21 protein-coding genes and 1 pseudogene are annotated in these 23,886 nt (G+C 64.7%); 2 read left to right on the top strand and 20 right to left on the bottom strand.

All coding sequences use genetic code 11. The features are described from left to right. Positions 1 to 253: pseudogene (locus tag KHO22_RS21060) on the top strand (IS4 family transposase); the annotation flags it as partial. A 69-nt stretch (positions 254 to 322) separates the two neighbouring features. Here KHO22_RS21060 and phoR read toward each other — a convergent pair. The 11 genes from phoR to KHO22_RS21005 form a co-directional block, all read right to left on the bottom strand. After that, entirely contained in the window at positions 323 to 1,657 is a 1,335-nt protein-coding gene (gene phoR, locus KHO22_RS21055) for a phosphate regulon sensor histidine kinase PhoR (protein WP_211949106.1), read from the bottom strand. A gap of 120 nt (positions 1,658 to 1,777) precedes the next feature. Further along, positions 1,778 to 2,485 (bottom strand): phosphate regulon transcriptional regulator PhoB, encoded by a 708-nt coding sequence (gene phoB, locus KHO22_RS21050; protein WP_011298320.1) that lies wholly within the window; start codon positions 2,483 to 2,485, stop codon positions 1,778 to 1,780. Positions 2,486 to 2,510: 25 nt separating this feature from the next. Continuing rightward, entirely contained in the window at positions 2,511 to 3,215 is a 705-nt protein-coding gene (gene phoU / locus KHO22_RS21045; RefSeq protein ID WP_211949105.1) for a phosphate signaling complex protein PhoU, read from the bottom strand. Positions 3,216 to 3,272: 57 nt separating this feature from the next. After that, positions 3,273 to 4,061, bottom strand: a complete 789-nt coding sequence (gene pstB / locus KHO22_RS21040) for a phosphate ABC transporter ATP-binding protein PstB (RefSeq protein WP_211949104.1) — start codon at positions 4,059 to 4,061, stop codon at positions 3,273 to 3,275. A gap of 57 nt (positions 4,062 to 4,118) precedes the next feature. Beyond that, complete coding sequence (gene pstA / locus KHO22_RS21035) at positions 4,119 to 5,021, bottom strand: phosphate ABC transporter permease PstA (RefSeq protein ID WP_211949103.1); 903 nt, start codon at positions 5,019 to 5,021, stop codon at positions 4,119 to 4,121. Beyond that, positions 5,018 to 5,983 (bottom strand): phosphate ABC transporter permease PstC, encoded by a 966-nt coding sequence (pstC, locus tag KHO22_RS21030; RefSeq protein WP_211949102.1) that lies wholly within the window; start codon positions 5,981 to 5,983, stop codon positions 5,018 to 5,020. The genes pstA and pstC overlap by 4 nt, the downstream gene beginning before the upstream one ends. Before the next feature lie 111 nt (positions 5,984 to 6,094). After that, positions 6,095 to 7,126, bottom strand: a complete 1,032-nt coding sequence (pstS, locus tag KHO22_RS21025; protein WP_211949101.1) for a phosphate ABC transporter substrate-binding protein PstS — start codon at positions 7,124 to 7,126, stop codon at positions 6,095 to 6,097. A gap of 243 nt (positions 7,127 to 7,369) precedes the next feature. Then, on the bottom strand, positions 7,370 to 8,713 hold the full coding sequence (gene glmM / locus KHO22_RS21020) for a phosphoglucosamine mutase (RefSeq protein WP_211949100.1): 1,344 nt from the start codon (positions 8,711 to 8,713) through the stop codon (positions 7,370 to 7,372). A gap of 54 nt (positions 8,714 to 8,767) precedes the next feature. Beyond that, positions 8,768 to 9,565: a dihydropteroate synthase gene (gene folP / locus KHO22_RS21015; RefSeq protein WP_211949114.1), complete on the bottom strand. Its 798-nt coding sequence runs from the start codon at positions 9,563 to 9,565 to the stop codon at positions 8,768 to 8,770. A gap of 205 nt (positions 9,566 to 9,770) precedes the next feature. Continuing rightward, on the bottom strand, positions 9,771 to 11,654 hold the full coding sequence (gene ftsH, locus KHO22_RS21010; RefSeq protein WP_211949099.1) for an ATP-dependent zinc metalloprotease FtsH: 1,884 nt from the start codon (positions 11,652 to 11,654) through the stop codon (positions 9,771 to 9,773). A 135-nt stretch (positions 11,655 to 11,789) separates the two neighbouring features. Next, on the bottom strand, positions 11,790 to 12,467 hold the full coding sequence (locus KHO22_RS21005) for an RlmE family RNA methyltransferase (RefSeq protein WP_211949113.1): 678 nt from the start codon (positions 12,465 to 12,467) through the stop codon (positions 11,790 to 11,792). Between the two features lie 204 nt (positions 12,468 to 12,671). On the opposite strand from KHO22_RS21005, the gene KHO22_RS21000 reads away from it, so the two are divergent. Continuing rightward, entirely contained in the window at positions 12,672 to 13,175 is a 504-nt protein-coding gene (locus KHO22_RS21000; protein WP_211949098.1) for a YhbY family RNA-binding protein, read from the top strand. 59 nt (positions 13,176 to 13,234) lie between these two features. On the opposite strand, the gene KHO22_RS20995 is transcribed toward KHO22_RS21000, so the two are convergent. From KHO22_RS20995 to KHO22_RS20955, 9 genes are all read right to left on the bottom strand, one after another. Continuing rightward, positions 13,235 to 13,738, bottom strand: coding sequence for a DUF4149 domain-containing protein (locus KHO22_RS20995; RefSeq protein WP_211949097.1), 504 nt, complete (start codon positions 13,736 to 13,738; stop codon positions 13,235 to 13,237). A 34-nt stretch (positions 13,739 to 13,772) separates the two neighbouring features. Then, positions 13,773 to 14,249, bottom strand: a complete 477-nt coding sequence (greA, locus tag KHO22_RS20990) for a transcription elongation factor GreA (RefSeq protein WP_211949096.1) — start codon at positions 14,247 to 14,249, stop codon at positions 13,773 to 13,775. 231 nt (positions 14,250 to 14,480) lie between these two features. Then, positions 14,481 to 17,729: a carbamoyl-phosphate synthase large subunit gene (gene carB / locus KHO22_RS20985; RefSeq protein ID WP_211949095.1), complete on the bottom strand. Its 3,249-nt coding sequence runs from the start codon at positions 17,727 to 17,729 to the stop codon at positions 14,481 to 14,483. 103 nt (positions 17,730 to 17,832) lie between these two features. After that, positions 17,833 to 18,510: a leucine efflux protein LeuE gene (leuE, locus tag KHO22_RS20980; protein WP_211949094.1), complete on the bottom strand. Its 678-nt coding sequence runs from the start codon at positions 18,508 to 18,510 to the stop codon at positions 17,833 to 17,835. A gap of 59 nt (positions 18,511 to 18,569) precedes the next feature. Beyond that, entirely contained in the window at positions 18,570 to 19,706 is a 1,137-nt protein-coding gene (gene carA / locus KHO22_RS20975; protein ID WP_211949093.1) for a glutamine-hydrolyzing carbamoyl-phosphate synthase small subunit, read from the bottom strand. A 346-nt stretch (positions 19,707 to 20,052) separates the two neighbouring features. Then, positions 20,053 to 20,463, bottom strand: coding sequence for a RidA family protein (locus KHO22_RS20970; protein ID WP_211949092.1), 411 nt, complete (start codon positions 20,461 to 20,463; stop codon positions 20,053 to 20,055). Positions 20,464 to 20,506: 43 nt separating this feature from the next. Continuing rightward, positions 20,507 to 20,956, bottom strand: coding sequence for an acyl-CoA thioesterase (locus KHO22_RS20965; protein WP_211949091.1), 450 nt, complete (start codon positions 20,954 to 20,956; stop codon positions 20,507 to 20,509). Then, entirely contained in the window at positions 20,953 to 22,629 is a 1,677-nt protein-coding gene (locus KHO22_RS20960; protein ID WP_211949090.1) for an AMP-binding protein, read from the bottom strand. Before KHO22_RS20960 ends, KHO22_RS20965 begins: the two co-directional genes overlap by 4 nt. 58 nt (positions 22,630 to 22,687) lie before the next feature. Then, positions 22,688 to 23,854: an acyl-CoA dehydrogenase family protein gene (locus KHO22_RS20955; protein WP_211949089.1), complete on the bottom strand. Its 1,167-nt coding sequence runs from the start codon at positions 23,852 to 23,854 to the stop codon at positions 22,688 to 22,690. Between the last annotated feature and the right edge of the window lie 32 nt (positions 23,855 to 23,886).

The raw sequence follows: 23,886 nt of genomic DNA, 5'->3' as shown, positions 1-23,886 counted from the left end.
CAAAGCGGCGCTCGAAGCGAAAATCGCACCGACCGACATCAGCTTCGTACGGGCCTTCCATACCATTCAGTACGAACTGATGTGGGCTGCCGCGACGCGGTCACACGGCAAACTGCCTGCGCTGCTACATCGCTTGCGCGAGCGACTGAAGGCGCTCCCAAACGAAAAACGACCCGCACGCACATGCGCACGGGTCGTTAAGTCTCGACCTTCTCGTTACACCGTTCGGTTCCTGAGAAAGGACCTTAACTGAACGGCATTACCGCATTAGCGGGCCATTTTCTTTCGTTGGACTTGTGCAGCGATATGCCGGCGGCCTCCTTCAGGCTGCGCGACGCGAGGGATCCGCCGCGCCGGCTTGCTCGCGCACGCTGCGTTCCAACGGGAAGATGACGCGGAACACACTGCCCCGCCCCACTTCGCTGCTCACGCGCAGTTCGGCATGGTGGCGTGAGACCACGTGCTTTACGATAGCCAGGCCCAGGCCCGTGCCTCCGGTATCGCGCGAGCGGCTGCGGTCGACCCGGTAGAAGCGCTCGGTCAGGCGGGGAATATGTTCGGGCGCAATGCCAAGTCCGGTATCGGCCACCGAGAACACGGCATGCCCGTCATCCCAGCCCAGCCGGATCGTGATACGCCCGCCAGCCGGCGTATAGCGCACGGCATTCGAGACCAGGTTGCCCAGCGCCGACATCAACTCCATCTCGGTGCCGCGCAGCCCCACGGTGGGGTCGATCTCGGCCACGATCTGGTGGCGCTCCTGCGATAGCGCTTCCGCGTCGTGCACCAGATGGTTCACCAGCTCCCGGACCGGCACGAGTTCCTGCCCGGGCGCCTGTGCATCGCTTTCGAGCTTGGCCAGGGCCAGCAGGTCCTCCACGATGCTTTGCATCCGCATGGACTGCACCAGCATCATGTCGACATAGCGCCGCCGGTCTTCCTCGGACACCGGCAGGTCACGCACGGTCTCAAGAAAGCCGGTCAGGACAGTCAGCGGCGTCTTCAGTTCGTGCGATACGTTGGCGACGAAGTCGCGCCGCATGGCCTCGGTATTCTCCAGCTTGGTGATGTCCTGCGTGATGACCAGCTTGCGGTTGTCGCCATAGGGCAGCACCTGCACCGAGATCACGCCGTGCTTGTGCTCGCCCATGTCGCACATCAACAGAGGCTCGTCGAAGCGCTGGCGTGTCAGGTAGTGGACGAAATCGGGACGGCGGATCAGGTGGGTGATGCGCTGGCGCACATCGCGGCGCGCGTTCAGGCCGAAATGCTGTTCGGCCACGTCATTGCACCACTCGATCTGGTCGGCATCATCGAGCATCAGCACGCCGTTCGGCGAGGCCTGGATGGCCTGGATGAAGCGCGTGTGCTGCCGCTCGACCTGCAGGACCTGCAGGCGCCAGCGCTTGACCAGCCTGTGCAGGCGATAGTAGACCTCGCCCCAGAGACCGAGCGCACTGGGAATCTCGCCATATGCCGGCGCATCCAGGACCTTCCACAGCCGGTTGATCTGGTAGAGATGGAATGCCACCAGGCACACCAGTGAAACACTCATCACGGCCAGCGCGAGTACCGCGCCCGCCACGAAGTAGGCCCCGACGGCAACCACCACCAGGCTGATCAGGATGGCCGCGGAGCGGGCCCAGATGACATTCATGCGCGCAAGAGAAACTCAGGAGCCCGGAGTGCGGGCAGATGGCAGCAGAGCCGCCGACTTGCGGCAGAGTTTGCCACGAATTCGTGACGACTGGCCGCGCAGCGCTGGTCAGATCCGCATTCAGTTGCCCGGGGTACGGGCCAGCCGATAGCCGCTGCCCCGCACCGTCTCGATCATATTGCTATAGCCGCCAGGCGTCAGGGCCGCGCGCAGACGCTTGATATGCACGTCGACTGTACGCTCTTCGACGAAGACATGGTCGCCCCAGACCTGGTCCAGCAGTTGCGAGCGGCTGTGCACGCGTTCGGGATGGGTCATCAAGAAGTGCAGCAAGCGGAACTCGGTGGGGCCGAGGTCGAGCTTGATCGGGCCGGCGTTGTCTTCGCCCGTCACGCGGTGCGTGGCCGGGTCCAGGCGCAGGCCGTTGATGGCCACCACGTCATCGGTGAGCTGCGGCGCACGGCGGCGCAGCACGGCCTTGATGCGGGCCAGGAGTTCCTTGGGCGAGAACGGCTTGGTGACGTAGTCGTCCGCACCGGCTTCGAGGCCCATCACCTTGTCCTGCTCCTCGCTGCGGGCCGTGAGCATGATGATGGGAATCTGCTTGGTGCGGTCGTTGGCACGCAGTTCTTTGGCGAAGGTTGCGCCTGACTTGCCCGGGAGCATCCAGTCCAGCAACACCAGGTCAGGCAGCACGTCGCTCATCAGCGACAGCGCCTGCTCGGCGTTATAGGCCCGGATCGGATAGTGCCCCGCGTGCTGCAGGTTGACGGCGATCAGTTCAGCGATGGCCGGTTCGTCTTCGACAACGAGAATACTGCTTGGCATGTGTGTGTTTCTCCGGAGGTGGCGCTCAGCTCAGGGCTTCGCGCTCCATGTCCTCGCGCGAAGCGTGGCGGACATCGGTCCCCTTGACGATATAGATGATGAACTCGGCAATGTTCTTGGCATGGTCGCCGATGCGCTCCACCGCCTTGGCCACGAACAGGAAGTCGAGCGCGACCGAGATCGTACGCGGGTCTTCCATCATGTAGGTAATCAGCTTGCGCACAAAACCGCGGAATTCCTCGTCGATGGCCTTGTCGTCCTTGACGATACTCGCGGCCGCCACCGTATCCAGGCGGGCAAAGGCGTCCAGCGCCTGGCGCAGCAGCGAGATGGCCATCTCGCCCGACAGCTTCACTTCGGCGTAGTTGATATTATGCGCCGCCGCGTCTTCCAAGATGTGCTTGGTGCGCTTGGCGATCTTCTCGGCCTCGTCCCCCGCGCGCTCCAGGTTCGTGATGGTCTTGGAGATCGCCATCACCAGGCGCAGGTCGCGCGCGGTAGGCTGGCGGCGCGCAATGATGTTGCCGCAGTCGGCGTCGATCTCGACTTCCAGCGCATTGAGCTGCTGTTCGCGCTCGATGACCTGGTCGGCCAGCGAGGCATCGAAGTCGGCCAGTGCCCGCATGGCGAACTGGATCTGCGACTCGACCAGACCACCCATCTGCAGCAGCTTGGTGTTGATGGCATTGAGGTCGGCGTCGAATTGCGTTGACAGGTGCTTGTCAGTCATGGGTATCTCCAGACCGCTATGGGTTTCCGGGGAGGTGGCGTGGCGCAGCGGCCGGCATCAGCCGAACCGGCCGGTAATGTAGTCTTCCGTTTCCTTGCGGTGCGGCTTGATGAAGATCTTCTCGGTCTCGCCGAATTCGATCAGCTCGCCCAGGTACATGTAGGCGGTGTAGTCCGAGCAACGCGCAGCCTGCTGCATATTGTGGGTCACGATCACCACCGTATATTCGTCTTTCAGCTCGGCGATCAGTTCCTCGATGCGGCCCGTGGAGATCGGGTCCAGCGCCGAGCACGGCTCGTCAAGCAGCAGGACTTCGGGACGGATGGCAATGCCGCGTGCAATGCACAGGCGCTGCTGCTGGCCGCCCGACAGGCCATAGCCCGACTGGTGCAGCTTGTCCTTGGCCTCGTTCCACAGCGCGGCCTTGGACAGTGCCCACTCCACGCGGTCGTCCATTTCCGAGCGCGACAGCTTCTCGAACAGGCGCACGCCAAAGGCGATGTTGTCGTAGATCGACATCGGGAACGGCGTCGGCTTCTGGAACACCATGCCCACCTTGGCGCGCAGCAGCGCGATGTCCTGGCGGCTGGTCAGCAGGTTCTCGCCGTCCATGTTGATCTCGCCCTCGGCACGCTGCTCGGGGTAGAGGCCGTACATCTTGTTGAAGGTGCGCAGCAGCGTGGACTTGCCGCAGCCCGACGGGCCGATGAAGGCCGTCACCTTGCGGTCCGGGATCGACATGTTGATGTCCTTCAGGGCATGGAACTGGCCGTAGAAGAAGTTCAGGTTGCGCACGTCGATCTTGGCGCGCACGGAGTCGGGAATATCGATGACAGTCGAAGTCATGCTGGTTCTCGCTTGGTATTCAGGTTCCGGTCCGATGCTTGCATCGCACGCCGGTCATTATTTCTTGAACAGGATGCGCGCCAGGATATTGAGCGCGAGCACGCCGATCGTGATCAGGAACACGCCTGCCCAGGCCAGCTGCTGCCATTCCGTGAACGGGCTCATGGCAAAGCGGAAGATGGTGACGGGCAGGTTCGCCATCGGCTTGTTCAGGTCGCTGGTCCAGAACTGGTTGGAGAGCGCGGTGAACAGCAGCGGCGCGGTTTCGCCGGCGATACGCGCCACGGCCAGCAGCACGCCGGTAACGATGCCGGCATAGGAGGACTTGACCGTGATCGACAGCACCATCTTCCACTTCGGCGTACCGAGCGCGAAGGCGGCTTCACGCAGTGCATTCGGCACCAGGTTCAGCATGTTCTCGGTCGTGCGCACCACGATCGGAATCTGCAGCAGCGCCAGCGCGCACACGCCTGCCCAACCGGAGAAATGGCCCATGCGGGTCACCACCAGCGCGTAGACGAACAGGCCAATCACGATCGACGGCGCCGACAGCAGGATGTCGTTGATGAAGCGGATCAGACTGGCCAGCGGCGACGACTTGCCGTACTCGGCCAGATAGATGCCTGCCAGAATCCCCAGCGGCGTGCCGAGCAGCGTGGCGAACCCGACCATCACGAAGCTGCCATAGATCGCGTTGGCCAGGCCACCGCCCGCGGTATTCGGCGCTGGCGTCATCTGCGTGAACAGGTCCAGCGACAGGCCGCCCACGCCCAGCGTGACGGTGGTGAACAGGATCCAAGCCAGCCAGAACAGGCCGAAGCCCATTGCGCCCAGCGAGGCCGTCAATGCGAACAGGTTGGTGCGGCGACGGCGCGCTTGCAGGCGCGTGCGCACGGCATCGGCGTCGGGCCGTACGGCCGGGATCGATGCGGAAGACACAGCGTGGCTGGCCTGGTTCATTTTGCCCCCTCATTCTTTGCCAGTCGCAGCAGCAGCAGCTTGGACAGCGCCAGCACCACGAACGTAATGAAGAACAGGATCAGGCCCAGTTCCATCAGCGCGGCCGTGTGCAGGCCGGCACCCGCTTCGGCGAACTCGTTGGCCAGTGCGGACGTGATGCTGTTGCCCGGCGAGAACAGCGATGCGTTGTCGAGCAGGTTGGTATTGCCGATCACGAAGGTGACGGCCATGGTTTCGCCCAGTGCGCGGCCAAGGCCGAGCATGACGCCGCCGATCACGCCGGCGCGGGTATAGGGCAGGACCACGTTCCACATCACTTCCCAGGTGGTGCAGCCCACGCCGTAGGCGGATTCCTTGAGCAGCACCGGGGTGACTTCAAATACGTCGCGCATCACCGAAGCGATGTACGGAATGATCATGATCGCGAGGATGACACCGGCGCACAGCAGGCCGATGCCCAGCGGGGCGCCCTGGAACAGCTTGCCGATCACCGGCAGCTGGCCGACAGTGGCCGCGAGCGGCTTCTGGAAGTACTCGCCAAAGAGCGGAGCGAACACCAGCAGGCCCCACATGCCGTAGACGATCGACGGCACGGCGGCCAGCAATTCGATTGCGGTGCCGAGCGGGCGGCGCAGCCAGGCCGGCGAAAGCTCGGTCAGGAACAGCGCGATGCCAAAGCTGACCGGCACGGCAATGATGAGTGCGATCAGCGAAGTCACGAGCGTGCCGTAGATGGGCACGAGCGCGCCATAGACGTCTGCGGGAGGATCCCATTCCGCCGTCCAGAAGAAGCGGGCGCCGAATGTCTGGATCGAAGGCCAGGCGCTGATCGCCAGCGACACGATGATGCCGCCCAGCAGGAGCAGCGTCACGATGGCGGCCCCGCGTGTCAGGCCGCCGAACAGGATGTCGCCAATGCGGCTGGGCGGCCGTACGGCTGGGAGATCGGACGAAGTCGCCATGGTGCAGAGAATACGGTCGATGATTTTGGCAGGCGCCGGCGGCAAGCCGCCGGGCCACTCAGCCGGCCGCGGCACACGCCGCGGCCGGCTGCCATGCAGGCAGACAGTGGCTTAGTACAGGGCCTTGCCCGAAGCGTCCTTGACGCTGGTCTTCCAGGTGGTGCGGATCTGGTTCACGACCGCTTCCGGCAGCGGCACGTAGTCCAGGTCGGCGGCCATATTGCCGCCGCTCTTGTAGGCCCAGTCGAAGAACTTCAGCACTTCAGCGCCCTGCGCCGACTTTTCCTGGTTCTTGTGGACCAGGATGAAGGTGGCACCCGCGATCGGCCATGCGGTCTTGCCCGGCTGGTTGGTCAGGATCTGGTAGTAGCTCTTGCTCCAGTCCGCGCCGGCAGCGGCGGCCTTGAAGGCATCGTCACCCGGCTGGACCACGGCACCCGACGAATTCTTCATGTTCAGGTGGGTCATCTTGTTCTGCTTGGCGTAGGCGTACTCGACATAGCCGATCGCGCCGTTCAGACGCTGCACGAACGCGGCCACGCCTTCGTTGCCCTTGCCGCCGGTGCCGCCGCCCGGCCAGTTGACCGTGGTGCCCTCGCCCACCGACTTCTGCCAGTCGGGGCTGACCTTCGACAGGTAGTTGGTGAAGATGAAGGTGGTGCCCGAGCCGTCAGCGCGGCGCACCGGCAGGATGTCCTGGCTCGGCAGCTTGGCGTGCGGGTTCAGCGCCTTGATGGCCGGATCGTCCCACTTCTTGATCTTGCCCAGGTAGATATTGGCCAGCACCTCGCCGGTGATGGTCAGCTCGCCCGGCTTCACGCCTTGCAGGTTGATCACCGGCACCACGCCGCCGATCACCGTCGGGAACTGGACCAGACCCTGCTTGGTCAGGTCCTCGTCCTTCAGCGGAGCGTCGGAGGCGCCGAAATCGACCGTCTTGGCACCAATCTGCTTGATGCCGCCCGACGAACCGATCGATTGATAGTTGACCTTGTTACCCGTTGCTTTCTGGTATGCGTCGGCCCACTTGGAATACACGGGCGCCGGGAAGGAAGCGCCTGCACCGGTAATTTCCGCCGCGAACGCAGTACCCGCTACGACCATCGAAACGATGCCTGCCACGGCAGTCTTGACCAGCTTCATATGTCCTCCAGAGAACATTGGTTGGGAATGACAAATTTTTGACAAGACGAACTCTATGCTCCGCATATGACAATTCCATGACATCTTCAAATCTTCGTGCAAGCCAATGCTGGCGCGGGTCGCGCTCGCCTGACCAGCCCCAACCGAGGTGGGGAAATGCCGTCGGTTAATTGCGTTATCAGGCAAAAAAAAGCGCCGGGGCATGCCCGGCGCAGTGATATCGCTGAATTCGTCTAGCGCGGCTCAGGCACGCAAGGCCTCTGCCAGCGTCTGCGCGGCGCGCTCGGCGGTCTCCGCCTGCTCGGCCTCGACCATCACGCGAACCACGGGCTCGGTGCCGGATGCACGGATCAGCACGCGACCGCGCCCTGCCAGTTCGGGTTCCACCAACGCTCGCGCCGCCTTCAGGCCGGCATGGGACTGCCAGTCGAATCCCTTCTCGACGCGGACGTTGATGAGCTTTTGCGGGAACAGGCTGACGCCCTCGAGCAGGCCAGCGAGCGTCTTGCCGCTGCGGCGCAGCGCCGCCAGCACCTGGAGCGCGGAGACGATGCCATCGCCGGTACTGTGGCGGTCCAGGCAAAGCAGGTGCCCGGAACCCTCGCCGCCAAGTGTCCAGTGACGCTTGTTCAACTCTTCGAGCACATAGCGGTCACCGACCTTCGCTCGCACGAACTCCACGCCGATACGCTTGAGCGCAAGCTCCACGGCCATATTGGTCATGAGCGTACCGACGGCGCCTTCGACTGCCTGCCCTCCGGCCATGCGGTCGCGCACGATCAGGTACAGCAGTTCGTCGCCGTTGTAGAGACGGCCTTCACTGTCCACAACCTGCAGCCGGTCCGCGTCCCCGTCGAATGCCAGCCCCAGGTCGGCACCGTGCTCGCGCACTGCCTCCACCAGCTTTCCGGGTGCAGTGGCACCGTATCCGTCATTGATGTTGCGGCCGTCCGGCTGGTTGCCGATCGCTACGACATCGGCGCCGAGCTCATGGAAGACATGCGGAGCGATGTGGTAGGCAGCACCGTGCGCGCAGTCCACGACCAGCTTGAGACCATGCAGGTCCTGGCTGGTCGGGAACGTGCTCTTGCAGAATTCGATGTAGCGTCCGGGGGCGTCGTTGATGCGCCGGGCCCGGCCCAGGTCATCGGACGGCGCGCAGACCATCGGCTCTTCAATGGCGGCCTCGATCTGCGACTCGACCTCGTCGGGAAGCTTGTCGCCGTCGGCCGAGAAGAACTTGATGCCATTGTCATAGTACGGATTGTGGCTGGCCGAGATCACCACGCCCGCCGACAGCCGCAGCGCGCGCGTCAGGTAAGCGATGCCGGGGGTCGGCAGCGGCCCCGTCAGCAACACGTGCACGCCAGCCGAGGTAAAACCGGCCTCAAGCGCCGCCTCCAGCATATAACCCGAGATCCGCGTGTCCTTGCCAATCAGCACGGTCGGCCGACCCTGCCCCGTGCGGGCGCCATGGGCGAGCACCTTGCCAGCGGCATGTCCCAGCCGCATGACGAAATCCGGCGTGATCGGCAGTTCACCAACCTTGCCGCGTACGCCATCTGTCCCGAAATACTTGCGCGTCATTCCCTTTCGTCCTTTCTTGCTTGCTCTGTCTGGCAACTATTGCTGCGATAACTGCTAGGGCTCGACGGTTGTCACAGCCTCATTCCGGACGGCCCACCACGTCTTGAGGGCATCCACCGTATCCTGCACATCATGCACGCGCACGATAAAGGCTCCGCGCTCCGCCGCACATACCGCCGCGGCAAGGCTCGCCGCCACACGCTGCATCGGCGGCCGGCCACCGAGGATCGCTCCTAGCGTCGACTTGCGCGACAGGCCCACCAGCAGCGGCAGGCCAGCCTTCGCCAGCGCAGGCAATTGCCCCAGCAGGCGCAGATTATGATCCGGAGTCTTGCCGAAGCCAAATCCCGGGTCCAGGGTGATGCGCGCCGGGTCGACACCGGCCTTGTGCAATACAGCCACGCGTTCTTCGAGGAAGTCGCCCACCTCGGCCACCACGTCGGCGTACTGCGGGTCCTCCTGCATGGTCTGCGGGTCCCGCTGCATATGCATCACGCACAGGCCGGCCTGCCCACTGGCGACCGCCTCGATCGCACCGGGCATGCGGAAGCCCCAGATATCGTTGATCAGGTCGGCACCGGCCGACAGCGATGCGCGCATCACCTCGGGCTTGTAGGTGTCGATCGACAGCGGCTTGCCACAGTCGCGCAATGCTTCGACGATCGGAATCACGCGGGCCAGCTCTTCGTCCAGCGGCAAGGCCGCGGAACCCGGGCGGCTCGACTCGCCGCCGATATCGAGGATGTCCACGCCTTCCGCGATAAGCTGCTCGGCATGCCGCAGCGCCGCGTCCCGCGTGGCGTGCTTGCCGCCGTCCGAGAACGAATCGGGCGTAACGTTGAGAATGCCCATGACGAGCGGGCGACGATCCAGCGCGAAGCGATAGCGGCCGCACTGGAAATACCGGGATGGCGAGGTCTGCTGCAAGGTAGGAAAGCGCAATGGGAAAGAAGTGGTTCTGCGCCTGTGCCGCGCAGAAACAAGAAAGCCGGTGCTCGCGCACCGGCTTGTCCGAACTACCAGGCGATCACGGTCCCGCGGACGGCGATCCGTGCCGTCAGGCCGTGGCGGGCGCGTTCGAAGGCGCCACCGGCGAGCCACCAGACGGGGCATTGCCGCCGCCGTTCGAGCCCGACACACCGCGCGGAGGACGCGGCGGCTTGCCAGCCATGATGTCGTTGACCTGGTCCGCGTCGATCGTTTCCCACTCCATCAGCGCGGCGGTCATGGCTTCGACCTTGTCGCGATTCTCTTCGAGCAGGCGCTTGGCCAGCGCGTACTGGTCGTCGATGATGCGGCGGATCTCGGCGTCGACCTTCTGCTGCGTGGCTTCCGACACGGTCTTCGACGACAGCTTGCCGAACATGCCATCCTGCTCGGTGTCGACATAGACCATGGCGCCAAGCTCGTCGCTCATGCCGAAGCGGGTCACCATGTCGCGAGCAATCTTGGTCGCGCGTTCGAAGTCATTGGACGCGCCAGTGCTCATGGCGTTGAGGAACACCTCTTCCGCCGCCCGGCCGCCGAAGAGAATCGCGACCTCTTCCAGCATGTTGTCCTTGTACTTCGAATACTTGTCATGCTCCGGCAGCTGCCAGGTCACGCCCAATGCCCAGCCGCGCGGCATGATGGTGACCTTGTGCACCGGGTCGGCCTTCGGCAGCAGCTTGGCTACCACCGCATGGCCGGACTCGTGGTAAGCCGTGGCCTTGCGCTCTTCTTCGCGCATGACCGTCGACTTGCGCTCCGGACCCATGTAGATCTTGTCCTTGGCATCCTCGAAGTCCTGCATGTCGACCACGCGCTTGCTGCGGCGGGCGGCAAACAGTGCAGCTTCGTTGACCAGGTTCGCCAGGTCGGCCCCGGAGAAGCCCGGGGTACCACGCGCGATGATCGAAGCATCCACATCGTTGCCGATGGGCACCTTGCGCATATGGACCTTCAGGATCTGCTCGCGGCCGCGGATGTCCGGCAGGCCCACGTAGACCTGGCGGTCGAAACGGCCCGGACGCAGCAGCGCCTTGTCGAGGACGTCGGCACGGTTGGTCGCGGCGATCACGATCACGCCCGAGTTGGCCTCGAAACCGTCCATCTCGACCAGCATCTGGTTCAGGGTCTGCTCGCGCTCGTCGTTGCCGCCGCCCATGCCGGCGCCACGATGGCGGCCGACCGCGTCGATTTCATCGATGAACACGATGCACGGTGCCTGCTTCTTGGCGTTCTCGAACATGTCGCGCACGCGGGCAGCACCCACGCCGACAAACATTTCAACGAAGTCGGAACCCGAGATGCTGAAGAACGGTACCTTGGCCTCGCCGGCAATGGCACGCGCCAGCAGCGTCTTGCCGGTACCCGGAGGGCCGACCAGCAGCACGCCGCGCGGGATGCGGCCGCCCAGCTTCTGGAACTTTTGCGGGTCCTTCAGGAAGTCGACCAGTTCGACCACTTCTTCCTTGGACTCGTCGCAGCCCGCCACATCCTGGAACGTGACGGCGTTCTGGTTTTCATCGATCAGGCGCGCGCGCGACTTGCCGAACGAGAAGGCTCCGCCTTTCCCGCCGCCCTGCATCTGCCGCATCATGTAGAACCAGAACACGATGATCAGGAGGGTCGGCCCGAGGTAGTACAGCGCCTGGACCAGCACGTTGGGTTCGTCGTCAGCCTTGCCGGTCACCTGGACGCCGTACTTCATCAGGTCGCCGACCATCCAGATGTCGCCCGGCGAGATGATGGTGTACTTGGCGCCTTCTTTCGGCGACACCACGAGGTTGCGGCCCTGCACGTCGACACGCGACACCTTGCCATTCTTGGCGTCATCCATGAACTGCGAGTAGGTGACGCCGTCCTGTGCACGGGGCTTGTCGAACTGCTTGAAGACGGTAAACAACACCAGCGCGATTACGAGCCAGATTGCCGCCTTTTGAAACAGGTTGTTATTCAAGGCCGAACTCCTTTGCGATTGCCTTGCCAACGGATAGCTGCATTGTAATGCAGCACCCGCCCCGAAGGGGTAACAGCGAAAACTATGGAGCCGATAGCCCCCGGGACCAGACGGCCCCGGCTTCCGCCGGATCCGTCAATTCATGACTTTGAGGTAACGCCCAAGGATAAATGTTTCAGAGGATTTGTCGCGCGACGCCTTGGGCTTGCGTGAGGCGACCACCTTGAACTGCCGTTTGAACTTCTCGACGATCTGGCTGTAACCACTGCCGTGGAAACACTTTACCAGCAATGCGCCGTCCGCCTTGAGATGGGCCTGCGCAAAATCCAAGGCCAGATCACACAGATACTCGATACGCGCAGCGTCGGCAAACGCCACACCTGACAAGTTGGGGGCCATGTCAGACAATACAAGGTCGATTTTTCCGCCGCCGGAAGCCGCCATCACCACCTCCTCTAGCTGGCGAAATACTTCTTCCTCACGAAAATCACCCTGGATAAACGTGACGTCGGCAACGGCCTCCATGGGCAGGATATCGATAGCCACCACCGCCCCATCAGGCTTGCCACCAACCGCCCGCGGCGAGGCCGCCAGCTTGTTGCGCGCGTACTGGCTCCAGCTGCCAGGCGCGGCGCCCAGGTCGACAATGACCTGGCCGGGCTGGATCAGCTTGTCCTGCTCGTCGATTTCCTTGAGCTTGTAGGCCGCGCGCGCACGATACCCGTCGCGCTGCGCCATCTTCACGTATGGGTCGTTGATGTGGTCGTGCAGCCACGACTGGTTGAACTTGTTCTTCGTCTTGCCTTTGGCCATTCTGATTACGCCTGTTTCCTGTCTGCCGGCGCCGCGAATCGAGCGCGCCGCAATTTCTTGCCTGTTTTGCCGTTTTTTGCCGCCAACCTGCACTGATTTGGCGGATAATACGCGCCAATCGCATGCCAGCGGTGGCCAATTCGGGCCGCCATTGCCCGTTCGGGCCGTTGGCAGCACTTATTCCTGCGCCGTCAGCGCCTATTTATGTCCGCACTTCAACTTATTCCAGCCCAGCGCTCCGAACTCCGCTCTCGTGCCCACGGCCTCAATCCGGTCGTTATGATTGGCGCGGAAGGACTCACGCGCGCGGTGCTGGGCGAAATCGACCGCAGCCTGGCGGCCCACGATCTGATCAAGATTCGCGTGTTCGGTGACGACCGCGAGGCCCGCGTCGCCATCTACGAAGCCATTTGCGATGAACTGAGCGCCGCTCCGATCCAGCATATCGGCAAGCTGCTGGTCGTCTGGCGTCCGGGCGAGGCTCGCCTCAAGGAAAACCAGCCGCAGGACCTCGGCCGCCACGCGCCGGCACGCCGCACTGGCGTCGCGCCTCGCACCGTGACGGTGAAGAAGCCCAGCGGTGCGCCCAATCGCCGCCCGACCCGCAAGGAAGTCACGGTGCTGGGCAATGAACGCGTCACGGCCGGCGGCAACGTCAAGCGCTCGCGCGCCCGGCCCGCCAGCCCGAAGAAGAAGGCCCTGGCCTGAACAACGGCGGCCCGGCGCGGGCCGCCCTCTCCGGGTCGCCGGATCGATTCGCCGGCTGGCTATTCGCCGGCCGAGCGCGGCGCCGAAGCGCGCCACACCAGTGCCAGCGCCAACAGGCTCTGCACCAGGTAGAAGGCGCTGGACACGCCGTGCAACATGCCGAACTGAGCCCGGAACGGCGACTCCGACACACCGACACCGAGCGCCGTCGCCTTCTCCTTGAGGCTGCCCATGAAAGGCTGTGTGCCGAAATAGCCCACCAGCACGCAACACAGCATGGCCAGCACCAGCCAGCGCAGGACCCGATAGCGGTTGGCTCCGCGCCGGATCAGCACATTGCACAGCACCAGCTGCAGTACGCCGATGGTCACGCCCAGGATGGCCTCGGTATGGAACAGGTGGCCGGCGATCATGCCCGCCGTCTCGCGGCTGGGCAGCACGGAAAACAGCGTCGGGGCCACCATGTAGCCCACCGTCCAAAGGCTGCCGGCCCAGACGACCGTCAGGAGCAGGAAAATGCGATGGGGCAGCGGCGGCAGGCTTGAGTAGGAGGAAGAGAACACGATCCGCTTGGTCCAGTCGGTCGGGGAACCGACCTCAGATGTAGCGGACGGTGATGACTTCGTACTCGCGTTCGCCGCCCGGAGCCAGGACGGTTGCAACGTCGCCCTCGAACTTGCCGATCAGCGCACGCGCGATCGGCGAACTGACGGAAATCTTGCCGCTATCCAGGTCAGCCTCGTCATCGCCGACAATCTGATAACTCACCGGGCTACCGGACTCCAGGTCTTCCAGGTCCACCGTGGCGCCGAACACAATGCGGCCGTCCGTATCGAGTTGGGTCGGGTCAATGACCTGCGCTGCGGACAGCTTGGACTCGACCTCCAGGATGCGGCCCTCGATGAAGGCTTGCTTTTCCTTGGCGGCGTCGTACTCCGCGTTTTCAGAGAGATCGCCCTGCGCACGCGCTTCGGAGATGGCATTGATCACCGCCGGACGCTCGACAGCCTTGAGGCGCTGCAGCTCTTCCTTGAGCAGTTCGGCGCCACGCTTGGTAATCGGAATGGTGCTCATGTTTTCGATCAACAAAAAAATGAGCCGCAGCGGAGCTGGAACCGTGCCCGGCCTATGTATCTGGCCTGGGGCACTTCCGCTCAACCGCGGCTTTCGGATGGGAAAGGCGCCCGGGGAAACCGGGCGCCGATCAACGAATTCGACGTAGTTTAGGCCAAGATGCCCGCCGGCAGCAACACCGGCAGGCTCGAGGTCCTTGACGGAGCGCAACCGCCCCGTCAGGCGTTCAAGTTACGCCAGCGACGCATGCAGGCCTTGCAGGTCGTAGACCTCCAGGCTCTGCATATGCTTCAGGCCCTCCACCGCGGCGCTCGCGCCGGCGATGGTGGTGTAGTAAGGCACGCGGTTGGCCAGCGCCGAGATACGGATCGAACGCGAATCGGCAATCGCGCCGCGGGTCTCGTCCACCGTAGTGAACACCAGCGCCAGTTCGCCGTTCTTGATCATGTCGACGATGTGCGGACGGCCGTCCTTGACCTTGTTGACCACCTTGACCGGGATGCCCGCGGCTTCGATGGCCGAGGCCGTGCCACGCGTGGCAACGATCGGGTAGCCCATGTCGTGCAGCATGCGGGCCACCGCGACGGCGCGTACCTTGTCGCTGTCCTTCACGGTAATCAGCACGGTGCCCTTTTCCGGCAGGCGCGAACCCGCGGCCAGCTGGCTCTTGAAGAGCGCCTCGCCGAACGACTTGCCCACGCCCATCACCTCGCCGGTGGAACGCATTTCAGGTCCGAGGACCGGATCGACGCCCGGGAACTTGTTGAACGGGAACACGGCTTCCTTGACGCTGTAGTACGGCGGCACCACCTCGTCGACCACCCCCTGCGAGTCCAGCGACTGGCCGGCCATGCAGCGCGCGGCGATCTTGGCGAGTTGCATGCCGGTCGCCTTCGACACGTACGGCACGGTACGCGAGGCACGCGGGTTCACTTCCAGCACGTAGACGGTGTCGACACCGTTGTTCTGCTGGATCGCGAACTGCACGTTCATCAGGCCGACCACGTTCAGGGCCCTGGCCATGGCGGCGGTCTGGCGCTTCAGTTCCGCCACGGTTTCAGCTGACAACGAGTACGGCGGCAGCGAGCACGCCGAGTCGCCCGAGTGCACGCCAGCCTGCTCGATGTGCTCCATCACGCCGCCGATGAACACGCGCTTGCCATCCGACAGCGCGTCGACGTCGCATTCGATCGCATCGTTCAGGAAGCGGTCCAGCAGCACCGGGGAATCGTTCGACACCTTGACGGCCTCGCGCATATAGCGCTCGAGGTCGCGCGGCTCGTGCACGATTTCCATCGCGCGGCCGCCCAGCACGTACGACGGGCGCACCACCAGCGGGTAGCCGATTTCCTCGGCCAGACGCAGCGCTTCGTCCTCGGCACGCGCGGTGCGGTTCGGCGGCTGGCGCAGGCCGAGTTCCTGCAGCAGCTTCTGGAAACGCTCGCGGTCTTCCGCGGCGTCGATCATGTCCGGGCTGGTGCCGATGATGGGCACGCCATTGCGCTCCAGGTCGAGCGCGAGCTTCAACGGGGTCTGGCCGCCATACTGCACGATCACGCCGACCGGCTTCTCGATCGCGACGATCTCCAGCACGTCTTCCAGCGTCACCGGCTCGAAGTACAGGCGGTCCGAGGTGTCATAGTCGGTCGACACGGTTTCCGGGTTGCAGTTGACCATGATGGTCTCGTACCCGTCTTCGCGCAGTGCCAGCGCGGCGTGCACGCAGCAGTAGTCGAACTCGATGCCCTGGCCGATCCGGTTCGGGCCGCCGCCCAGCACCATGATCTTCTTCTTGTCGGTCGGGCTGGCCTCGCACTCGCCATGCTCGGCCTCGTAGGTCGAGTACATGTAGGCGGTGTTGGTGCCGAACTCGGCCGCGCAGGTGTCCACGCGCTTGTAGACCGGACGCACGTTCTTGGCGATGCGCGCCTCGCGCACGGCCTTGGCATCGGTCTTCAGCAGCCTGGCCAGGCGTCGGTCCGAGAAGCCCTTCTGCTTCACGTGGCGCAGCTCGGCCGTCGACAGGCTTTCCAGCGTGCGCGCCTTGATCTGGCCTTCGGTCTTGACGATGTCCTCGATCTGGGCCAGGAACCACGGGTCGATGGCGGTCTCGGCGTACACCTCTTCCAGCGACATGCCCAGGCGGAATGCGTCGCCCACGTACCAGATGCGGTCCGGGCCTGCCTCGCCGATTTCCTCGACGATCTCGTCGCGGTCGGTGGACTTCTCGTCCAGGCCGTCCACACCGACTTCCAGGCCGCGCAGGGCCTTCTGGAAGGATTCCTGGAAGGTACGGCCCATGGCCATCACCTCGCCCACCGACTTCATCTGGGTGGTCAGGTGGCTGTCGGCCTGCGGGAACTTCTCGAACGCGAAACGCGGCACCTTGGTGACCACGTAGTCGATCGACGGCTCGAACGAAGCCGGGGTCGCGCCGCCGGTGATCTCGTTCTTCAGCTCGTCCAGCGTGTAGCCGACGGCCAGCTTGGCCGCGACCTTGGCGATCGGGAAGCCGGTGGCCTTCGAGGCCAGCGCCGACGAACGCGACACGCGCGGGTTCATCTCGATCACGATCATCCGGCCATCCTTCGGATTGATCGAGAACTGCACGTTCGAGCCGCCGGTGTCGACGCCGATCTCGCGCAGCACGGCCAGCGAGGCGTTGCGCAGGATCTGGTATTCCTTGTCGGTCAGCGTCTGGGCCGGGGCCACGGTGATCGAGTCACCGGTGTGGATGCCCATCGGGTCCAGGTTCTCGATCGAGCAGATGATGATGCAGTTGTCCGCCTTGTCGCGGACCACTTCCATCTCGTATTCCTTCCAGCCCAGCAGCGACTCTTCGATCAGCAGCTCGCGCGTCGGCGACAGGTCCAGGCCGCGCTTGCAGATCTCCTCGAATTCTTCGCGGTTGTAGGCAATGCCGCCGCCGGAGCCGCCCAGCGTGAACGAGGGGCGGATCACGATCGGGTAGCCGCTGGTGCCGGTTTCACGGGCGATATGCGCCTGCACACCCATGGCTTCGTCCATGGAATGCGCGATGCCGGACTTGGCCGAGCCCAGGCCGATCTTGGTCATCGCGTCCTTGAACTTCTGGCGGTCTTCGGCCTTGTCGATGGCTTCCGGCGACGCGCCGATCAGTTCCACCTTGTACTTGTCCAGCACGCCGTGGCGATGCAGATCCAGGGCGCAGTTCAGCGCGGTCTGGCCGCCCATGGTCGGCAGGATCGCGTCCGGACGCTCTTTCTCGATGATGCGCTCGACCACTTCCCACGTGATCGGCTCGATGTAGGTCACGTCGGCCGTGGCCGGGTCGGTCATGATGGTCGCCGGGTTCGAATTGACGAGGATGACCTTGAAGCCTTCTTCGCGCAGCGCCTTGCAGGCCTGCGCGCCGGAATAGTCGAACTCGCACGCCTGGCCGATGATGATGGGGCCGGCGCCGATGATCAGGATGCTCTTGATGTCTGTGCGTTTTGGCATTGCACGCTCTCTTTATGGGCCGGTCCGCTTCGCAGGCGGACCGCACCGGTAATCAGGAATCCGTCCGGATTCAAAAATGTCAGCAGTTCGGGCTTCTTGAACTTCAGCCCACGGTGGCCGTTGCCAGCTTCGCGCCGAAGCCGATGAACATGGCCCCCACGCCGCTCGCCATGCCGGCCGACAGGCGGCGTCGACGGCGGAAGGCATCGGCCAGCTTCGCGCCCACGAAGATGATCGTGGTCAGGTAGGCGAAGCTGCAGATCTGGCAGATCAGCCCCAGCACGCCGAACGACAGCGCCGGATAGGCGAAAGCCGGGTCGACGAACTGGATGAAGAACGAGATAAAGAACAGGATGGCCTTCGGGTTCAGCAGGCTGATCAGCAGCGCCTTGCGGAACGGGTTGGACTGGTCCGGCGCGCCGGCTGCCGGCGCCTTGGCAGCGCCTGCCTCACCGCGCGACGACCAGTTGCGGATGGCCCCGCGCAGCATGTTGAACCCGATCCAGCCCAGGTAGGCCGCGCCGATGTACTTCACCACATAGAACAGCGCCGGGCTGGCCTTGAGCAGCGAGGCCACGCCCGCCGCCGACAGCACCATCAGCACCGCGTCGCCGAGGAACACGCCGCAGGCGCCCTTGTAGCCCACGCGCACGCCGCGCTGCGCCGCCACCGACAGCACGTACATCGAGTTCGGCCCCGGCAGCAGCACGATGAAGATCGTGCCCAGCACATAGGTCCAGAAGTCGGTGATGCCGAAAGCGGTATGCATGAAGGCGTTCATGGCGTGTCCTTGTTCCCTGCTCGTCCCTGTTACTGAATGGCTTCGCGCTTGCTTCGCGCTTACTTGCGCGCGTCCGCCATCATCTTCGTGAAGCGGTCGAACAGGTAAGCCACGTCGTTCGGGCCCGGCGACGCTTCCGGGTGCCCCTGGAAGCAGAAGGCCGGCTTGTCGGTCAGCGCGAAGCCCTGCAGCGTGCCGTCGAACAGCGACACGTGCGTCACGCGCGCATTGGCCGGCAGGGTTTCCGCATCCACCGCGAAACCGTGGTTCTGCGACGTGATCATCACACGGCCGTCATCCATGTCCTTGACCGGATGGTTGGCGCCGTGGTGGCCGGCCTTCATCTTCAGCGTCTTGGCACCGATGGCCAGGGCCATGATCTGGTGGCCCAGGCAAATGCCGAAGGTCGGGATGCCGCGGGCGATGAATTCGCGCGTGGCGGCAATGGCGTAGTCGCACGGCTCCGGGTCGCCGGGGCCGTTGGACAGGAACACGCCGTCCGGATTCAGCGCCAGGGCGTCGGCCGCGCTGGCCTGGGCCGGCAGCACCGTCACCTTGCAGCCGCGCTCGGCCAGCATGCGCAGGATGTTGAACTTCACGCCGTAGTCATAGGCGACCACGTGGAACTGCGGCTGGTCCTGCTTGCCGTAGCCCTCGCCCAGCGCCCATTCCGACTGGGTCCACTCGTACGGTTCCTTGACCGACACCACCTTGGCCAGGTCCATGCCGGCCAGGCCGGGGAACGAGCGGGCCAGGTCGATGGCCTTCTGCACATTGTCCTCGCCGGCCAGGATGCAGCCGTTCTGGGCGCCCTTCTCGCGCAGGATTCGGGTCAGCTTGCGGGTATCGATGCCCGCGATCGCGACCACCTTTTCCTGCTTCAGGTAATGGCCGAGCGTGTGCTCCTTGCGGAAATTCGATGCCAGGATCGGCAGATCCTTGATGATCAGGCCGGCGGCATGGACTTTCGTGGCTTCAATATCCTCACGGTTGACGCCGTAATTCCCGATGTGCGGATACGTCAGCGTGACGATCTGCCGGGAATAGCTCGGGTCGGTGAGGATTTCCTGGTAACCGGTGATGGCGGTGTTGAACACCACTTCGCCGATGGTATGGCCGGATGCGCCAATGGAATAGCCACGAAAGACCGTGCCGTCTGCAAGCGCGAGAATGGCGGACGGAAAAGACGGTAACACGGGTAGGCTCCTGCTGGACTCACCCCGTGACCGACCTGATCAACGCCTCGTGCCCCAGGGAGAGATCCGGTACGGCTGCAGTGGCAGGCTGCCATTGCGGCGCGACTCGGTCGCAGCGTGCACTTTGCATCACATGTTTCAATGCTGGCAAAGCTGCGCGGACGGGGGCGGCGGAAGGTGGAAAGCGGTAGGCGCTAGGGTGAAGGGTTCTGAAAGCGAAACTTTCGGATTATACCTCGCACCCGGCAATTTCTCAAGTTTTCAAGGACTTGCGTGCGGCTCCGGCAATGCCCGAGCCGCCCCGCCCGGCCGCTTTCACCCTGTCACCTCGCCTGTATGCAGCCCTTTATGCAGCCGGCGGCACCACCGCTGTCACCTCGATTTCCACCTTGGCGCGCGGCTCCACCAAGTCCGCCACTTCCACCGCCGTCATCGCCGGGAAATGCCGGCCGATGGTGTCCCGGTAATGCTGGCCGATGACCGGGTACGCCGCCACGTATTCCGCCTTGTCCTTCACATACCACGTCATGCGCGTGATGTGCTCCGGCTTCGCGCCGCCCGCCGCCAGCACGGCGACGATATTGCGCAGGGTCTGGGCCACCTGCAGGCCGAAGTCGTCGGTCTCGAATTCGCACTGGCCGTTCCAGCCGATCTGGCCTCCGACAAAGATGAGCCGGCTGCCGGCCTGCATCTCCGTCATGATGCCGTTGGAATAGCCGCGCGGTGCGGCCCAGTCGGGCGGCTGCAGAATCTTCATGATTGCGTCCTGATGTCTCGGTTACTCGAATGGCCTGGATGCTTCAGATGCCCCGGCCGCCGGGTGCGGCAAGGCTGGCATCCAGGTACTGCGTCATCGCCTGCCGCACAGGGTCCGGCAGCGGTCTTGGCGCGATCTTGCCCGTATCGACGCAGACCAGCCGCTGCGTCACTTCCAGCCGCAAGCCGCCGTCCGGGCCAACGAAGCGCACCTGCACCGTGAAGCTCGATTGCCCCAGCTTCTGCACGCGCAGTTCACGCGTGAGCGATTCGCCCATGCGGCTGGGCGCGACAAAGCGGCAGTGCAGGTCGGCGGTGGGCACGCCGGCATGCCCGGCGCCGTGCATGGCGTTGAAAGGCCAGTCCAGCGCCTGGGCAAACCAGTCTTCGATGAAGTCGTTGAGCATCTCGAAGTAGCGCGGATAGAACACGATGCCGGCGGCATCGCAATGCCCGAACCGCACCAGCACGGTGTTGCGGAACACGGCGCTCATGGCTGCACGGCTCCGGCCGCGCCGCCATTGCCCTGCTCCGCCAGCTGGCGCAGCCGGAAGCGCTGCAGCTTGCCGGTTTCCGTGCGCGGCAGCGCCGGCACGAAGACGATGCGCCGCGGGTACTTGTATGGCGCGATCTGGCGCTTCACGTAGTCCTGCAGCGCGGCACGCGTGGCATCGCTGGCCTCCACGCCTTCGCGCAGCACGACGTAGGCCGTCACCACCTGGCCGCGCTCCGCGTCCGGCGCACCGACCACGCCGCATTCGGCCACGTCCTTGTGCTGCATCAGCGTGCTTTCGACTTCCGGGCCGGCGATGTTGTAGCCGGCGGAGATGATCATGTCATCGGAGCGGGCCTGGTAGAAGTAGTAGCCTTCCTCGTCCATGTAGAAGGTGTCCCCGGGCAGGTTCCAGCCGGCCTTCACGTAGTTGGCCTGGCGCGGATCGTCCAGGTAGCGGCAGCCCGTGGGGCCACGCACCGCGAGCTTGCCCACTGTCCCCGGCGGCACCGGCTGCATGTCTTCGTCGACGATCTGCGCGACGTAGCCCGGCACGACCTTGCCGATGGCGCCCGGCTTCACCTCGGCGCCGGCGCTCGAGATGAAGATATGCATCATCTCCGTGCCGCCGATGCCGTCGGTCATCTCGATGCCCGTGGCCGCCTTCCACGCCTGGCGCGTGGCATCGGGCAGCGCCTCGCCGGCCGACACGCTCTTCTTCAGGCTGCGCAGGTCGTAGCGCGAAGCCTGCGCGGCCATCTGGCGGTAGAAGGTGGGCGCGGTGCACACGATGGTCGCGCGGAAATCCGCAATCAGCTCCAGCAGTCCATCCGGCGTGAGCTTCTCGGCCAGCACGGTGCTGGCGCCGATGCGCCAGGGAAAGCACAGGATGCCGCCCAGGCCGAACGTGAAGGCGATCGGCGGCGTGCCGCAGAAGATATCGTCCGGCTCCGGGCGCAGCACATGGCGCGGGAACAGGTCGCACATCGCCAGCACATCGCGGTGGAAGTGGACGGTGCCCTTGGGCTGGCCGGTCGTGCCGCTCGTGAAGGCGATCAGGCATACGTCGTCGGCCGCCGTGTCGCAGGCATCGAATGCCTCGGGCTTGCCGGCCATCGCGGCTTCCAGCGAACCCTCCCCCTCGCCGTTGAAATACAGCGCCTGGGCCAGCGTCGGACTATGGAATTCGCCGCCCTGCTGCCGGTTGGCCTCGAGATCCTCGCGCAGCCGCACATCGCACAGCGCCGCGGTGACCTGGGCCTTGTCGAGAATCTGCTTGAGTTCCTTCGCACGCAACAGCGGCATGGTCGGCACGGCGATCAGCCCCGCCTTGATGGTCGCCAGCCAGCTCGCCGCCATCATCAGGTTGTTGGGCCCGCGCAGCAGCACGCGGTTGCCTGGCACCAGCCCCATGTCCTCGGTCAGCACATGGGCGATGCGGTTGCTCAGCGCCGCAAGCTGCGCATAGGTGATGGCCTCCATGCCGCCATCGCGCCGGTGACGCACGGCCACGCGCTCGCCGCGGCCTTCGCGCACGTGCCGGTCAACCAGTTCCACGGCGCAGTTCAGGCGCTCGGGGTAGTCGGTATCCGCGTTGAAACGGAATTCTGGCCACGCCTGCGGCGGGGGCAGCCGGTCGCGGGCGAAGGTATCGAGATGGGCGGTGGTCGCCATGACTTGTCTCCTGTCTGCTGTGTCGCTGACTTGATGGGGTGCCCTGTCGGCTCAGGGCTCAGCCCGCCGCCGCGAGCGTTTCGCGCGCGATGATCAGCTTCTGCACCTCGGTGGCGCCTTCGTAGATGCGCAGCGAGCGGATCTCGCGGTAGAGCCCTTCCACGCGCGTGCCGATCTTGACACCAAGCCCGCCAAACATCTGCAGCGCGCGGTCGATCACCTGCTGCGCGTTTTCGGTGGCGACCATCTTGGCCATGGCCGCCTCGCGCGTGGTGCGCACGCCCTTCACATCGCGCAGCCAGGCCGCGCGATAGGTCAGCAGCGCCGCCGCGTCGATCGCGGTTGCCATATCGCCGATGGCTGCCTGCGTGAGCTGCAGGTCGGCCAGCACGCCGCCGAACATCGGCCGCGCGCGGGCACGCGACAGCGCTTCATCGAGCGCGGCGCGGCCAAAGCCGAGCGCCGCCGCCGCAACGGAGGCACGGAAGATGTCCAGCGTCATCATCGCCACCTTGAAGCCCTGCCCGGGCTCGCCCAGGCGATTGGCCACCGGCACGCGGCAGTTGTCGAAGCGCAGCGTGGCGAGCGGGTGCGGCGCCATCACGTCGATCCGTTCGGCAATGCTCAGGCCCGGCGTGTCGGCATCGACCACGAAGGCGGAGATGCCGCGCGCGCCCGGCGCTTCGCCGGTGCGCACGAACACGCAGTAGAAATCGGCAATGCCGCCGTTGGAGATCCAGGTCTTGGCGCCATCGATCACGTAGTGGCTGCCGTCGGCGTCGAGCCGCGCGCTGCACTGCATGGCCGCCACGTCGGAACCGGCTTCCGGCTCGGACAAGGCAAAGGCCGCGATGGCCTCGCCGCGCGCCACGCGCGGCAGGTAGCGCTCGCGGATGCCGGGGCTGCCGGCGAGCGAAATCGCGCCGGAACCGAGGCCCTGCATGGCAAAGGCAAAATCGGCCAGGCCATCATGGCGGGCCAGCGTTTCCCGCAGCAGGCACAGCGAACGCGAATCGAGCTTCGGCAAGGCGCCGCCATGCTCTGCCGGCACGCAGTAGCGCAGCCAGCCGGCTTCACCGAGCTGGCGCACCAGTGCGCGGCAGGCGGCGTCGGTATCGCTGTGGTCCACCTTCAGCTTGGCCGCGCACCATGCGTCCAGGTCGCGTTCGAGCACACGGTGCGAGTCGTCGAGCAGGGGCAGGTCGAGATAGGTCTTGTCGGACATCGGAAATCCCTTTGGTTCGCGCCTTCGGTCGC

Source organism: Cupriavidus yeoncheonensis, from assembly GCF_905397275.1.
Classification (GTDB): Bacteria; Pseudomonadota; Gammaproteobacteria; order Burkholderiales; family Burkholderiaceae; genus Cupriavidus; species Cupriavidus yeoncheonensis.
Note: the sequence above shows the minus strand (reverse complement) of the source record. Positions and strands in the feature narration are given on the sequence as shown.

Coding starts and splice junctions, on each gene's coding strand:
- KHO22_RS21000 (WP_211949098.1), top strand. CDS start 12,672: ATGTCCGCACTTCAACTTATTCCAGCCCAGCGCTCCGAACTCCGCTCT.
- phoU (WP_211949105.1), bottom strand. CDS start 3,215: ATGACTGACAAGCACCTGTCAACGCAATTCGACGCCGACCTCAATGCC.
- glmM (WP_211949100.1), bottom strand. CDS start 8,713: ATGACGCGCAAGTATTTCGGGACAGATGGCGTACGCGGCAAGGTTGGT.
- greA (WP_211949096.1), bottom strand. CDS start 14,249: ATGAGCACCATTCCGATTACCAAGCGTGGCGCCGAACTGCTCAAGGAA.
- phoB (WP_011298320.1), bottom strand. CDS start 2,485: ATGCCAAGCAGTATTCTCGTTGTCGAAGACGAACCGGCCATCGCTGAA.
- pstA (WP_211949103.1), bottom strand. CDS start 5,021: ATGAACCAGGCCAGCCACGCTGTGTCTTCCGCATCGATCCCGGCCGTA.
- KHO22_RS20970 (WP_211949092.1), bottom strand. CDS start 20,463: ATGAAGATTCTGCAGCCGCCCGACTGGGCCGCACCGCGCGGCTATTCC.
- KHO22_RS20955 (WP_211949089.1), bottom strand. CDS start 23,854: ATGTCCGACAAGACCTATCTCGACCTGCCCCTGCTCGACGACTCGCAC.
- folP (WP_211949114.1), bottom strand. CDS start 9,565: ATGGGCATTCTCAACGTTACGCCCGATTCGTTCTCGGACGGCGGCAAG.
- pstC (WP_211949102.1), bottom strand. CDS start 5,983: ATGGCGACTTCGTCCGATCTCCCAGCCGTACGGCCGCCCAGCCGCATT.
- leuE (WP_211949094.1), bottom strand. CDS start 18,510: ATGAACGCCTTCATGCATACCGCTTTCGGCATCACCGACTTCTGGACC.
- pstS (WP_211949101.1), bottom strand. CDS start 7,126: ATGAAGCTGGTCAAGACTGCCGTGGCAGGCATCGTTTCGATGGTCGTA.
- pstB (WP_211949104.1), bottom strand. CDS start 4,061: ATGACTTCGACTGTCATCGATATTCCCGACTCCGTGCGCGCCAAGATC.
- carB (WP_211949095.1), bottom strand. CDS start 17,729: ATGCCAAAACGCACAGACATCAAGAGCATCCTGATCATCGGCGCCGGC.
- KHO22_RS20965 (WP_211949091.1), bottom strand. CDS start 20,956: ATGAGCGCCGTGTTCCGCAACACCGTGCTGGTGCGGTTCGGGCATTGC.
- phoR (WP_211949106.1), bottom strand. CDS start 1,657: ATGAATGTCATCTGGGCCCGCTCCGCGGCCATCCTGATCAGCCTGGTG.
- KHO22_RS21005 (WP_211949113.1), bottom strand. CDS start 12,467: ATGGCCAAAGGCAAGACGAAGAACAAGTTCAACCAGTCGTGGCTGCAC.
- KHO22_RS20960 (WP_211949090.1), bottom strand. CDS start 22,629: ATGGCGACCACCGCCCATCTCGATACCTTCGCCCGCGACCGGCTGCCC.